Below are 14,004 nucleotides of genomic sequence, written 5' to 3'. Positions count from 1 at the left end.
GCCTCTGCACGTCGCCTTTTTCTCCGGCGACATCACCCGCTCCGGCGGCACCGAAAATGTCTCCATCATGCTCGCCAACGCCCTAGTGTCTGAAGCCTTGCTGCCTGAGACAAGCAATCAGGAAGCTGGCGGAGCCTCGGCCCCCTCGGCTGGGCCGAGCCGCAAAGAAAACGCCGGAGGTGTTTTTAGGCGAGGAACGAGCGACAGCGAGTCAGACAATGCCGCGCGTAGCGCGTCCGGAATTGCAGGACGGGCTGTCATGCGTAGCATGACTGGGGGAGCGTACGCTCAACTACCTTTGAAGCTCAGCTTCATCAGCCTGTTTGAAGAGAACCCGAAGCCGTTCTTCCCGATCGACCCGCGCATCGCCCGCCACACGATCTACCCGACCGTCACCCACGGCATCCAGCACTACTTCGACACGGTCCGCCGCCTCAAGCGCATCGTCAGGCAGCAGCATGTTGATATCCTCGTCGACATCGACGGCATACTCGACATGTATTCGTTGCCGCTCAAACGAGCCACCGGCGTCAAGGTCATTTCGTGGGAGCATTTCAACTACCACCAGAACCCCGGCGTGCCCTATCGCAGGCTCACCCGCCGCTGGGCCGCCCGCAAGGCGGACGCCATCGTCACGCTCACCGAAGCGGACAAAAAACTGTATGAGGACAACGCGCATCCCAAGTGTCCGGTCATCGCCATTCCCAATCCGATGCAGCGGATCACGCCCGAACCGGTGTACGACGCGGACTCCCGCACCATCATCAGCTCCGGTCGCCTCACCTACCAAAAGGGCTTCGACATGCTGGTGGACATCGCCGCACGAGTCCTGCCCCAACATCCCGACTGGCGGTGGCTGATACTCGGCGAGGGCGAAGACCGTCCGATGCTGGAGGAGAAGATCGCTCAAGCCGGCATCGGCAAACAGCTCATCCTCAAAGGCCGCGTCGACAATATGGCCGACTACTACCGTCAAGCCGCCATGTTCGTCATGACGTCCCGTTTCGAGGGATTGCCGATGGTACTGCTCGAGGCCAAAGCCCACAAGCTGCCCATCGTCAGCTTCGACTGCGAAACCGGCCCCGCCGAGATCGTGGCCGACGGCGTGAACGGCGAACTGGTCGCCCCCGGCGACATCGCCGACATGGCCGGTCGGATAGACCTGCTGATCGACGATGAGGAACGGCGCGTCAAATACAGTGCTCAGACATTGGACGATGCGGAAAAGTTCGATATGGCAACGATCGTCGAACAATGGCAACGATTGCTGACAATGGCCTCATCAGTGTGCTGAATGCGCATGCGCATAATATGCAGGAGCAAATCATGATCAAGTATCAGCCGTTGGTGTCTGTCATCGTGCCGGTGTATGCAGTGGAACGGTATCTGGGTCGATGCGTGGCCAGCATCGTGAACCAGACGTATCGCAATCTGGAGATCATCCTCGTCGATGACGGATCGCCGGACGGTTGCCCGGCGATATGCGACGCATGGGCGATGAAGGATAATCGCATCACAGTGATTCACCAGAGCAACGCCGGCGTATCTGCTGCGCGCAATCGCGGCATCGAAGAGTCGCATGGTGACTATCTGTATTTCATGGACGCCGACGACTATGCGGAACCGAATCTGATCGAGGTGTTGGTTGCACGTGCCACGGCCGATGATGCGCAAATCGTATTTTGCGGGTATGAGACGAATATGCAGATGCCGGATGGTTCGTCGCTGACAGTAGATAGCACTCGCCCGTATGATTTGACGTTTGCCGACAATGCGGCATTCGCGATGAGGTTTGCTGGACTCGCTGCGGAGCGTTTTGCATATCCATCATGGAACAAGTTGTTCCGCACGGATTTTGTGCGTGGAACAGGAGCGCATTTTCCCGTAGGCGTGGTGGCTGATGAGGATTCGTACTTTGATTTCCCGTTGTATGCGGCGGCTGAACGCGTGAGCATGGTGCCGGAGCGCCTCTATCATTATATGGTGCGTTCCGGAAGCGCCGCCAGCCGTTATCAGCCAGCTCTATTCGCCAGCCGCAAGGCGGTGTGGAAGCATGTGGCTCCTATCGTCTCCCGATGGAATCCATCGTTTTCCGATACGTTCGACAACTTGTTCCTGAGTGGTATCGGATTATGCTTGAACTTCCTGTATGAGGATCGTTCTCAGAACGGTCGTTGCCGGCGTGAACAGGTTCGCATGATCGTATCCGATGAGACGGTATATGGTTTTGTGCGCCGGGTCAGGCCGGTTGGAGTGCGCAATAGGTTGATAGCGATGTGTCTTCGCAATGTTGCGGCATCCCATTGTTACGGATGGCTGATCGCCGCTTTGAAACGCTTACGTCGGTGAGGAAGGACAATCGTTGATCCCATATGAATTATCTATCGCCCTTTATGATAAAGCATGTCGATTTTTTTTATCAACCGCAAAGTGCGGTTTTAGGATGCCTTATGTCAAAACAGTGTAACGTCCCCTTTCCATTGGTCTCCATCGTCATCCCGATTTATGGTGTGGAACGGTTTCTGCCTGCATGTCTCGACAATGTCTGCAATCAGACATATTCCCATTTGGAAATCATACTCATTGATGACGGATCTCCGGATCGTTGTGGCGAGATTTGTGACGAATACGCCAGGAAGGACGCAAGAATCGTTGTCCATCATGTTGCTAATGGAGGAGTGGGGGCAGCGCGAAATATTGGCTTAGATGCCGCCAGAGGTGAGTTCGTGCTGTGTATCGATCCTGATGACATACCTGAAACGACATATGTCGAGACCGCTATGAATGCAGCATGGGAGTATGGGTGCGATATCGTCACGGGGCGTTTCCGCTGGATCGACGAAAACGGGAATCCCTATCAGTATGATTCACCGCATAACCGATATGATTCGTTGTTCGTGCTCACGAGAGATGAAGCCGTCGACCAGATATTTCATAATCGCATGGAATCATTTCCTTGGATTTATCTGATCAAACGAGAACTATGGAACAGTCCCAAAACGCGTTTTCCGAGAGGGCGGGTATTTGAAGACGCCGCTACTATGTACAAAATAATTGCCAACAGTACCAAGGTCGTGAAGCTGCCCAATACGCTGTACTCCTACCGGTACCGTCGTTCCTTGGCCACCAATTCGTCGGGCAAACGCCTGACGTTGGCAGCTGCGGAGAACAGCATGGAACGTCTCGTATTTATCAATGGGACTGAGCTTCCCGATGCCGTAAGGCGGGATGCCATCATCAACGGCTTTAACATGTTGATTGCCTGTTATTATGACCTGTTGCGCCGCAACGATGCAAACGATGCGGAAATCAATCATGTGAAGTCATATGTGCGGCAATATGCCCCGAGCGTACGGGATATGCCTTTGCCGAAGTGCACTAGTGTACGGTGGATGCTGATGCGTTTTCATATGGAAAAACCGTTGCTGCTTATCGACGCTATAAGACGAGGATGAACCGTGTGCGGTGCTGGCGGGATGGGTTCATCCCGCCAGCACGGGTTAGCGGAACATTTGGTTCAGGGTGTAATAGAAGCTTGGCCAGTGGCTGAAACAGAAGATGCGTGCCTTACGGGCCAATGACACTTTCTCGTCACGGTAGACGGGTCGGGCGGCTTTTCGTAGCTGCGCAGCGTATTTGCCGATCTGGGCTTTGGGACGATGCGACTGTACCATCGAGAACAGTACATCGTAATGCTTCTGCATGCGGTAATAGCTCATGCCTGCGGTATTGGCGTAGCCCAATGCGTGGAGCTGACCGATAATCAACTCGCCGATGGCGATACGGTCAAAGGAATGCGATGAGAAGGTACTGTTGGTAATGGATCCCGGACGCATACGGTACTGGTACAGAGTTTGGCCTTCGGCATATACGCGGCGTGAAAGATGGAAAGCCATGGCATTGAAATAGTAGTCTTCGCTGCTGAGTCCTATAGGGAATCGAAGAGTATCGGATTTGTCCAACAGTGCTGATCGGTACAGTTTGCCCCACGCGCAGTCCAGAATGGTTCCGGTGCAGTAGAGGAACTCGTCCAAGGCCTGTTCTCCGGTGAACGTTCGGGTCGCCGGCGCCATCGGGGCGATGACGGTCTTGAGATCCTCGGATACCTTATCGGCTCCGCAGGACACGATGTCCGCATCATAGGCAAGGGCATCATTCACCAGTGTCTCGATCATCTTCGGCGCGATGACGTCGTCGCTGTCCACGAAGGAGACGTATTCGCCTCTCCTCGCGTCGATGCCGCTGTTGCGGGCTGCGGAGAGACCTCCGTTGCGTTCGCGATGGATGACGCGAATGCGTTTGTCCTTTTCCTCCCATCGGTCGCACAGTTCGGGGCAACGGTCGGGGGAGACGTCATCGACGATGATGATGTCTAGGTTGCGGTATGTCTGATCGACGATGCTGGAGATGCACTCATCCAGATACCGTTCGACGTTGTACACGGGGACGATGATCGATGCCAACGGTGACTGTTGCATGGGCGATTTCCTCCGACAAGCGAAACCGGGCTTTCTTTATGCTCCAATCGTTAACGGTGGTATGGACGTGTTGCCAGGGGAATGCGCGGCGATGTGGTAGAAGGCATTCGATATATTGGAGACAGCATTCGATCCATTCCTTGGTTTGTGAGATAAGGAAGAATCCTATGGCTTCAAGTGCTTCCGCGAAACGATACGGCATCGTGACCATCAATGATACCGCGAGCAACTACGGCAACCGCCTTCAGAACTACGCATTGGAGATGCTGTTGTCCGACTACGGCACAGCGACGACGATCCAGCATTATCTGGACGCGGCGGATGCCAGTTCCCTCGCGAAGATAAGCGCGCGGAGAACTCTGTCGGAAGCGAAGAAGGCGGTGCTGGGACATGTGCCGAATCCAGCCAAGCTGGAGTACCGCAGAAGGTGGGAGGAGCTCAGATTCACTGCGCGGTACATTGGCCGGTCGCCGGTGACGATCTCTCAGGCCAGAGGGCTTTCCGCCAACGGGAAGAATCTTGACAAGATAGTGCTTGGTTCTGATCAGATATGGAATGACCGTTGTCTGTCGCAAGGCGATCTGAAGATCCGTCTGGGAATGTTCATGCCGTCCGAACAGGTGATATCCTACGCGGCCAGCTTTGGCGTTGACCACGTCAAGAAGGAGCATGAGGGGATTTTCCGTCTGGCGCTGGAACGCATGTCGATGATTGGCGTGCGTGAATTCCGTGCGAAGGAGTTGGTGGAGGAACTGTCCGGCAGGAAAGCCACTGTGGTGCTTGACCCGACATTGATGATTCCCGCCGAGCGGTGGCGGACGATCACACGTGGCTTCGTGCCCGAGGGGGAACGTTATGTGCTCACGTATTTCCTAGGGGGTATCTCGGAAGATCGTGGTGCTGCCATCGAGGCGTTTGCCAAGACCCATGGCTGCAAGGTGCGCAAGATCCTGGATCCGTCAGATCCCGCGACATACGTGGCGGGTCCGCAGGATTTCGTCGAATTGTTCTCCAAGGCTTCGTACGTGTGCACGGACTCCTACCACGCCTGCTGCTTTTCCCTGCTGTTCGGCAAGCCGTTCCGCGTGTTCGCACGTGAGGGAGTTAAGCAGGGCAACGGAATGAACTCTCGTATGGAGACGCTGTTCCGTCTGTTTGATCTCGATGCATCCATCGAGGGCGGTGCGGATGTGACGATGCCGTCACTCGACTATGCGCGAATCGGCGATGATCTGGAGAAACAGCGTGAACGTTCACGTGCATGGTTGAAACAGTCCGTAAACGCGTTGTGAGCAATACGAAGGATATTCGACAGAGAGGAGGCGCTGAATAGGATATGTCGATCAAAAGCAGCTCCATGATTCGTAAGGTTCTGGATTTTCGTTGGGATGTCATGGAAAAACGACGTCTGATGGCGGAAAGCCGTTCTCAGTCGAACAGGTTCAATCGTTTCTATTCACGCACCTATTCCGTGGGGACAGGACAGGTGGAGACGCGGATCCTGTTCCATACGCACCAAATTGAAAAAGGTTTGAGTCATAAGGATTTCCGCCCGGGATTCGGCAAGGACGCGTTGCGTTGCCTTGCCATTGCGTTGGAACAGCTGCGTGGCGATGATCCTCGCTATGAGGGCAATGAAGTGTATCGTATGGCGCTCTCCGCTTTACATGAATATGTGCGTAGACATCAGACATTGAAGTTCGATCTTTCATACATGCAGTCCATGTTTTCCAACGAATTGTGGGACGAAGTGCTCTCGTGCGAAGATAAGGCTGCGGGAAGCGAAACGATTCTGCGTGAGTCGAAACTTGCCAATGAACAAGATACGTTCGCGCGGATCGCTCATGGCAGATATGCCGTACGCGAGTATTCTTCGCACCCTGTTTCTTCAGAAGAACTGTTGAAGGCCGTGGCATTGTCCATGAAGACTCCATCCGTGTGCAACCGCCAGCCGACGCGTGTCCATATCGTTCTCGACAAAACAGTGATTCAACGGCTTCTTGACATACAAGGCGGGTACAGGGGGTATCCGACGCCACCGGCGTTGGTCCTTGTTTCATCAGATTTACGGGCGTTCATGAATCACACCGAACGTAACGAACCGTATGTCGATGGAGGACTGTTCGCGATGTCATTGCTGTACTCATTGGAGTATTACGGATTGGCGGCATGCCCCTTGAACGCGATGTTTGACAAGGCGAAGGAGACCGCGACAAGACCCCTTATCGGATTGCCCGACTATGAGGTTCCCGTTATGTATATTGCGGTCGGCCATTTCGCCGAAGAATCCACTGTCTGCAGGTCCGCCCGTTTTTCGGCAGAACGCATCACTACAGTCATCAAGTGAATTGATTGAATCGATGAGCGAGAAGAAACGATTGGCCGTGAACATGGCCGCCACGGTCATCGCATTCGCGGTGCAGTTCGGCGTCAACTTCTTCCTGACGCCGTATATCGTCAATACGTTGGGGACAACGGCTTATGGCTTTGTCCCGCTGATCAACAACATCATCGGCTACACGTCGATCCTTACTACGGCGCTGAATTCAATGGCCGGCCGATACATCGCCTTGGCATACAACCGCGGAGACATGGACAAGGCGAACATGTACTTCAAGTCGGTGTTCATCGCCAATTCGCTGCTCGCCGTGGTGCTCGCCGTGCCGGGATTCCTGTTCTCCGCGTTCCCGCAGTGGATCATGAACGTACCGGCGAACCTGCTGGACGATGTACGCTGGGCGTTCCTCTTTTCCATGCTGGGCACCGAGATCTCGCTCGTGCTATCGGTATTCGGATGCGTGTATTACGTGCGCAATCGACTGGAGAAATCCTCGCTGCGCAATATCGAATCCAATCTCCTGCGCGCGGCGATTCTCATTGGCCTGTTCGCGGCGCTCCAGCCGAAGATCTACTACATCACCGCCACCATGCTGATCGTCACCGCATATAACTGTGCGGCGAACATCCACTACACGCGGACGCTCACTCCGGAACTCGGGATGAGCAAGGGTCGGTTCCGTGTCAGTGCGATCAAGGAGCTACTGTCGTCAGGTATCTGGAACTCCATCGACTCGTTAAGCTACACCCTGCTGATTACGTTGGGACTGTATCTCGCGAACCTGTTCGTCGGTCCGCAAATCGCCGGCGAATTCTCGTTGGCGAAGACCGTACCCAGTGTGTTGATGTCGCTGGGCAGCACGCTGGTGGGAGTGTTCGCCCCGCAGCTTATGCAGTACTATGCCAAAGGGCGGCAAGCGGATTTCCACCGCTTCATGGAGTTCTCGCTTAAGGTCGTGGCCGTCACGTATGCGCTGCCGGTGGGATTCCTTATTGTGTTCGGCACATCATTCTTCGATCTGTGGGTGCCGGGGCAGAACGTGGAATTCCTGCAATGGATGTCGGTGTTGACGTTGATCCCCACCTTATTCTCGTGCGGCAGTATGGTGCTGAACAACGTGTTCATCGTCACCGGCAAGCTCAAGGTGCCCGCACTGGCGTTTCTCGTATGCGGCGTATTGAACATCGTCATCGTCATTCCGCTGCTACTCTGGACCGATGCCGGCATTTGGGCGATCATCCTTGTGCAGGCGATACTTGACACGCTCAAGAACTTCATCTTCTTGCCGTGGTATGCGTCCCGATGCCTCAGCTATTCGTTTCCGGACATGTTCCGGATGCTGATGCGCAGCGTATGGTGTCTGGCTCCTGTGCTTCTTGTATGTGCGGTGTATGCGTATGTCGTCCCGGTGACGAGTTGGCCGGGGTTCTTTATTGCAGCGTCGGTCTGCATGCCAGTCGCCTTGATCGCGAACTGTCTTATCATGCTGAGTGGCGAGGAACGCGGACGGGCGTTGCTGATCCTCCGTCGCAGGCGTGGGTGATCACGGGACTCGTGATGCGGTTCATCGGCGCCGATGAACCGCATCACTCTGAATTATCGGTTCAGGAACTTCCTCTTCGCGCGTTTGTACTGGAATCGCAGATCTCCGATGAGAATCTTCCGACGATGATTGGTTCTGTGCTTCCATCTTATGGTTTTGAAATTGTCCTTGGTGACGGTATCGGCCGGAAGGACAGTGAACAGCCCGGGCAGAATATGGATTACAGTATTCGCCTTTGTACGGGTCAGTGCCGGATCAACATCCATATGGCGACGTTGCAGGTGCATGTACATGAGTTCATGCGTTCGGAACTCGCCTAAGCGATAGTATGAGCGGCTGAGAATGCCGTTGCTCCATGTATAAACAGCACGCAACGGACGCTCCGTCATATAGGTGTCCAATGCCGCATCATAATGGGTCAGTCGGAATATACTGCTGCGGGAGTCGGTGTTTGCGGACAGATCATTTGTGAAGATGGGAAGGCCGTTCTGGTCGAAGATGCGGTTCACGTTCGTCGGCAGATAGCTTTCGTCGAAGGTGAACGCACGATCTTCGGTAAGGACCTTTCGATAGATCGGTTCGCCGTTCAACGGCAGCATGAACGCGTGGTTGGCGATCTCGTCGTTCTTGTAGATGGAGCAGTGCCCCTGCGCGAAAATCTTCTCGTACCGGTCCAGCATGTCGTCGGTGACGAAATCGCTGAGCTTGCCGAAAATCAGGTCGCAGTCGCAATGACCCCAATGCGAATAGTCGGTCAGATAGTCGGCGAAGAGAAGTCCATATGCCGGTCGGTAGTCGCACAGTTTGTATGGGCTTTTCAGACTGATGGGGAAATCGAAGCAATGTTGTGCACGCTCCTGCATATCCCTGAACGTCTCGTAGCGGACATGCACGTTGGCCGGATAATCGTACTCCGTGCGATCGTCGGTGAAGACCAGCCAATCATAGTCCGGGTTTTTGCCGCAGCTATCTAGGAAAAGCTGGAAATAGTTGGGAAACTTCCCGTAATACGGAATAATGAAGGCGCATTTACGCGTTGCCATGGTCCTCTTTCGTGTCGCTCCGAAATGATTCCATGATACGTGGTTCCGCAGAGAAGCCGGTGCCTTCGTGTCAGCGGTATTCAGGTATCATGTTGCCTGTCATACGAACGGATACGGGTCGGCAATAAAGATTGCCGGCATAGCAAATACGTAGCAGAAAGATAATCCCGATGATTACCCAGCATTTGTCGCACTCGTTCGTCGTTACCGCTTACAAGGACATGGAGAATCTGGAGCGGCTCATCGACCGATTGAAGGACAATCACAATATCTTGCTCCATGTGGATGCGTCGTCCACAGTCATCGGCGATGATGATGTAGCACGTTTTAACATGCTGGAAAACACCTACGCCGAGAAACGGCACGCCATTTCATGGGGAAGTTACAAGCATCTGTTGGCGTTGCTGGAACTGACGCGTCGGGCCGTTGCGTGTACGGAAGGCGACGGCTACATCCATCTCATCTCCGGACAGGACATTCCGATTCGGTCCGATGCGGAATTCGGACAATTCTTCGATGGCGATCATCGCATCTATATGGACTGCCGCACTGTCGACCAGATGGCTCCTCATCAGAAGGCCATGTACCAGTTGAAGAACCGTTTCTGGCGATACGATTACTGGAACAAGACGGTGCATGCCTTGCGCGATATCGACATCGCCCTGCAGAAGACGCTGCATATCGTCAACGATAGTTTCGGCGGGGAGACGAATCTGGCGCAGGGACTGGTATGGATGTCGTTGCCCGTGGACGCGGCGAGGTATGTGCTTGATTTTGTGGATGCCCATCCGAAATTCATGAAGGATCTCTATCAGGCGCAGATTCCTGAAGAGTTCCTGTTCCAAACCGTGCTCGTCAATTCGCCGTATGCCAAAGACATCGTGCCCGACAATCTGCGATATATGGATTGGCATAAGCGCAACGGAAGTCTGCCCGCATATCTGGATGCGTCGGATTACCCCAAGGCGATGGAATCGGGATCCTTCTTCGCCAGAAAAATCGACTCCGGCATCTCGAGGGATTTCCTGCGCAAAGCCGGCTATCTCGTGGACGGGGAGCGCGGTGAATAGCGGGGCAAAGAAGAGCGGTTCAAACAATAATCGCGATGTGCGTTTCGAGATGCTTCGCATCATGGCCATGCTGCTGATTGTCAGCTGTCATTTCGTCGCCAACATGGGATGGGATCTCGAAGACTCGGGGCCGCTTCTTTCACGGTCGGCCGCCTGGGCATGGAATCATTGCGCGGGGCAGATAGGCGTATGCCTGTTCTTCCTGCTATCCGGATATTTCCAGGTCAACAAGGAGTTCCATCTGCGCAAACCGGTTTCGGTCATGGTGCAGACGTTCCTCTATACGGCCGGCATCTTGTTGCTGCAGGCGTGTCTGCTGATCGTGCATCCCACAGACGGGATCCGCGCGATATTCGCGCCGGCGGAGCTGTTCCGCACCCTGTACACCGCCCTGCTGCCGGTATTCAACGGAACGTACTGGTTCATCACGGCTTATGTGCTGATGATGATGGTGTCGCCGTATCTGAACATGGTGCTTCATCATGCGACGCGACAGGCATCATTGCGTCTCATCATGGTGCTGATGTTCGTAAGTCTGATGCCGCTCGTTTCGCTGGCACCGTTGTTCTGGACCACATGGACGTATGCCATGGCAGGCTATCTGATCGGTGGGTGGCTGCGACTGCATGGCGAGAGCAGCCGATTGTACCGATTTGTCAATCGGTGGACCGCATTGGTCGCCATGGCGGTGGCATACCTGGTGCTCGTTCTGTTCATCTATGCGGCGCTGCGATTCGGATTCTGGGATTGGCTGAGGTCCGATAGCCGCAGCGTATTCGGAGTTGTCCCCGCAGTGGAGCTTGTCGCTTCGTCCATGGTGTTCGTCGCCATGATGAAGGCTCCGGCTATTGATGCGGGTCGTATATCACGATATGTCATGCCGGTCAGCGGCAGTGTGTTCGGCGTCTATCTGATTCATGAGAACCCGTACGTCAGGGCCAATGTGTGGACGGTTTTGACCGCCATCCTGCCGCACCCGAACACCGTGCTCACCGTGGTGGGGCTGATGATCCCGACGGTGGCGGGCTTGTTTGCCGCGCTGACGATGTTGGCGTTCGTTTACGATGGCGTCATCGTCAAACCGGTGCAGCGAATGCTCGGGCTTCGTTCCTGAGGGCGAGGGGAGAGACAAATGAGACAGCATAGCAGTGATGTCGTTGGCACATTGCCAGTGTTGCCCGCATCAAGAGGCCGTATCCTCTGGGTGGATTATGCGAAGGCGTTCGCCATTATCGGCGTGTTCGTCATGCACGGTGCGGCGCCGGACGGATTGTCAGCGGTGGTGTCCGCCTATGACATGATGGTGTTCTTCTTCCTGTCCGGATTCGTGTTCTCGACCCGCAAATACCGTTCGTTTCCGCCATTCCTGCGGAACAAGGTGCGCACCTTGATCGTACCCGGACTGTTTCTCAGCGTCGTGCCGTTTCTCGTCGAACGATTGATCGGCCTGCTCCATGGAGAGACTTGGTCTCCTGCCGCATATCTCACATGGTTCGCCGGGTATGCGATCAACTTACGCGGGCATGATGGATTCGGCGTCATTCCTTGGTTCCTTACCTGTCTGTTCATGATGGAGGTCGGCGGCTATGCGCTGCTGCGGTTCCTTGACCGGTTCGGGCTGCGGGGGCGTCGGCGTGATGCCGCATTGGTCGTGGCCGCAGTGATAGCGGTGACGCTGGGTTGGACATACAGTGCGTATGTCTATATCGTGTTGCCGTGGGGTTGCGATGTGGCGTTGTCGATGTTCGGATTCTTCGTGCTGGGCATCCTGTTGCGCCGCCACGCGCGGGCGTTGCGCCGGGCGCTGTCGGCGTGGGTCATTCTGCCGGCCGCCATGGTGCTGATCGTATCGGTGTGGGTGAACGGCCATGTGTTCCATGGGTCGGTGAACCCGTATATGAACGATTTGGGCAATCCGGCGTGTTTCGTGGTCGGTGCTGTTTCGGGTGTGTGGATGGTGCTGGCCGTGTCCCGTCTGATCGCGGATGTACCGGCCATGAATCGTGCGCTGGGAGGGACGCTCTCGTATTGGGGACGTAATACGTTGGTGTTCTATTGCGTGAATGCTCCGATCTATCCGTCGTTGATTCCGTGGCTGCTCAGCCTGATCGGTCTGGATACTACGTCGTCCGATATCGCCATGCGGATGGCATGCTGCTTCGGCGCGATACTCATCAACCTCGCCATTTGCACGCCCTGCGCCGAGATCATGAACCGCTGTCTGCCGGGCATATTGGGCAAGACTCAGCGGTCTTCGGCCGTGGCTGCGTATGACGGCGCGATTCGGTGATCTTGGTTGATGGTACATACCGTCGTCTACGGTCGGCTGGGAGTCTGAGGAATTGTGACATGCACAGGACACCGCTCATAAGCGCGGCACGTCAAGCAGCGTATCGGTGCGCGGTACAACGTGCTGCGGTTCGTCAACGTACGGCTGCGGCACGGCGATCATCTGCGGCGGCTCCCGCGTGACGGTCTGATACAGACATGCGAAATCAAGCTCTTCGCATTTTGGTGTGTACGGGCGTTGTCCCGGTGGTGTCGGGATCACGCTGTCGCGTGATGCTGTGTTGCCGTGAGATTGCGCGATAGCGCAATCCCAGCATCGCGCTGCCGCGCGATGAACACGGCATTGCACTCACGCGCAATACTGTTTCCAGCGGCGGCCCGGCCGCCGCGCTTGCCAGTGTTCAACGCACTATGATGCTGGCGGAGCCTCGGCCCCCTCGGCTGAGGGGGGCTGTCACGCGAAGCGTGACTGGGGGAGCGTCCGCGGCGCCGTGCGCCGCCAACAACACGGCATCGCGCACAGCGCGATTCCGATACCACCCGCGCATCCACTACACTCAACCCATGAGGGAATGTCACAAGGCCAACACGCCTCTAGCCAAACAACTGCGCAAAAACATGACCCCATGGGAGCGCAAACTCTGGTACCGGTTAGCACCCATACGCTGCGCTGGCAGCGGCAGACCCCGATCGGCCGGCATATCGTCGACTTCTACTGCGCGAAGACCAGACTTGTGGTCGAACTCGACGGTGGCGGCCACTACACGTTGAAACAACAGGAAAAGAACGCCATTCGCACCCGGGACTTGGAGAATGAAGACCTGCTGGTGGTGAGGTTTGCGAACAATCAGGTGGATCGCATGTTCAATGAGTGTGCATGGAGATTGACCGGGTGGTAGCAGCAAGGATTGCCATGCGATAAGAGGGCATTGCGGCTCTGGTATTGGTATCGCGCTGCGCGCGATGCCGTGTTGTTGGCGGCACTAACGTGCCGCGACGCTCCCCCAGTCGACCTGTCGGTCGACAGCCCCCTCAGCCGAGGGGGCCGAGGCTACCGCCAGCGTCACAAGCGTTGAACACTTGCCTTGGCGGCAGCTACAGCTGCCGCTGACAGCACAGCATCGCGCGATAGCGCGATTCCGATACCTCGGACCGCACGACTCATACACGCCAAAATGCGAAGAGCCCGAAATCAAGCTCGTCGCAGTCGTGCACGATCCTGTCCTGCGTGCCGGCGATCGTT

The 14,004-nt window shown here is 55.6% G+C and carries 12 protein-coding genes; 10 read left to right on the top strand and 2 right to left on the bottom strand.

Features of this window, described 5'->3' with window-relative positions; all coding sequences use genetic code 11:
* Window positions 1-4: 4 nt before the first annotated feature.
* From KIH79_RS01895 to KIH79_RS01885, 3 genes are read left to right on the top strand one after another with little or no spacing between them, the layout of a single operon-like run.
* Window positions 5-1,294, top strand: coding sequence for a glycosyltransferase family 4 protein (locus KIH79_RS01895; protein WP_420829340.1), 1,290 nt, complete (start codon window positions 5-7; stop codon window positions 1,292-1,294).
* Window positions 1,255-2,349 carry a glycosyltransferase family 2 protein gene (locus KIH79_RS01890; RefSeq protein ID WP_219057834.1) on the top strand — a complete coding sequence of 365 codons (1,095 nt, stop codon included), beginning with the start codon at window positions 1,255-1,257 and terminating at the stop codon, window positions 2,347-2,349. The genes KIH79_RS01895 and KIH79_RS01890 overlap by 40 nt, the downstream gene beginning before the upstream one ends.
* A gap of 23 nt (window positions 2,350-2,372) precedes the next feature.
* On the top strand, window positions 2,373-3,455 hold the full coding sequence (locus KIH79_RS01885; protein WP_219057833.1) for a glycosyltransferase family 2 protein: 1,083 nt from the start codon (window positions 2,373-2,375) through the stop codon (window positions 3,453-3,455).
* Between the two features lie 45 nt (window positions 3,456-3,500).
* On the opposite strand, the gene KIH79_RS01880 is transcribed toward KIH79_RS01885, so the two are convergent.
* Window positions 3,501-4,478 (bottom strand): glycosyltransferase, encoded by a 978-nt coding sequence (locus KIH79_RS01880; protein WP_219057832.1) that lies wholly within the window; start codon window positions 4,476-4,478, stop codon window positions 3,501-3,503.
* 167 nt (window positions 4,479-4,645) lie between these two features.
* Here KIH79_RS01880 and KIH79_RS01875 point away from each other — a divergent pair, with 167 nt between their 5' ends.
* From KIH79_RS01875 to KIH79_RS01865, 3 genes are all read left to right on the top strand, one after another.
* Complete coding sequence (locus tag KIH79_RS01875; protein ID WP_219057831.1) at window positions 4,646-5,770, top strand: polysaccharide pyruvyl transferase family protein; 1,125 nt, start codon at window positions 4,646-4,648, stop codon at window positions 5,768-5,770.
* A 65-nt stretch (window positions 5,771-5,835) separates the two neighbouring features.
* On the top strand, window positions 5,836-6,825 hold the full coding sequence (locus KIH79_RS01870) for a nitroreductase family protein (protein WP_219057830.1): 990 nt from the start codon (window positions 5,836-5,838) through the stop codon (window positions 6,823-6,825).
* Window positions 6,826-6,838: 13 nt separating this feature from the next.
* A complete protein-coding gene (locus tag KIH79_RS01865; protein WP_219057829.1) occupies window positions 6,839-8,359 on the top strand; it encodes a lipopolysaccharide biosynthesis protein in 1,521 nt (506 codons plus the stop codon).
* Window positions 8,360-8,412: 53 nt separating this feature from the next.
* Here the strand turns inward: KIH79_RS01865 and KIH79_RS01860 are convergent, their stop codons facing one another.
* On the bottom strand, window positions 8,413-9,402 hold the full coding sequence (locus tag KIH79_RS01860; RefSeq protein WP_219057828.1) for a DUF6625 family protein: 990 nt from the start codon (window positions 9,400-9,402) through the stop codon (window positions 8,413-8,415).
* Between the two features lie 170 nt (window positions 9,403-9,572).
* On the opposite strand from KIH79_RS01860, the gene KIH79_RS01855 reads away from it, so the two are divergent.
* The 4 genes from KIH79_RS01855 to KIH79_RS01840 all read left to right on the top strand — a co-directional run bounded on the left by KIH79_RS01855 (window position 9,573) and on the right by KIH79_RS01840 (window position 13,660).
* On the top strand, window positions 9,573-10,472 hold the full coding sequence (locus KIH79_RS01855; protein WP_219057827.1) for a beta-1,6-N-acetylglucosaminyltransferase: 900 nt from the start codon (window positions 9,573-9,575) through the stop codon (window positions 10,470-10,472).
* Window positions 10,465-11,586: an acyltransferase family protein gene (locus KIH79_RS01850; RefSeq protein WP_219057826.1), complete on the top strand. Its 1,122-nt coding sequence runs from the start codon at window positions 10,465-10,467 to the stop codon at window positions 11,584-11,586. The genes KIH79_RS01855 and KIH79_RS01850 overlap by 8 nt, the downstream gene beginning before the upstream one ends.
* An 18-nt stretch (window positions 11,587-11,604) precedes the next feature.
* The gene (locus KIH79_RS01845) at window positions 11,605-12,762 is read left to right on the top strand and encodes an acyltransferase family protein (protein WP_236023528.1); all 1,158 of its coding nucleotides are present in this window, start codon (window positions 11,605-11,607) and stop codon (window positions 12,760-12,762) included.
* A gap of 625 nt (window positions 12,763-13,387) precedes the next feature.
* A complete protein-coding gene (locus tag KIH79_RS01840) occupies window positions 13,388-13,660 on the top strand; it encodes a DUF559 domain-containing protein (protein ID WP_219057825.1) in 273 nt (90 codons plus the stop codon).
* The last annotated feature ends 344 nt before the right edge of the window (window positions 13,661-14,004 follow it).

This window comes from Bifidobacterium miconis (genome assembly GCF_019331735.1).
Taxonomy (GTDB): domain Bacteria; phylum Actinomycetota; class Actinomycetes; order Actinomycetales; family Bifidobacteriaceae; genus Bifidobacterium; species Bifidobacterium miconis.
This window is presented reverse-complemented; position numbering and strand designations above follow the sequence as displayed.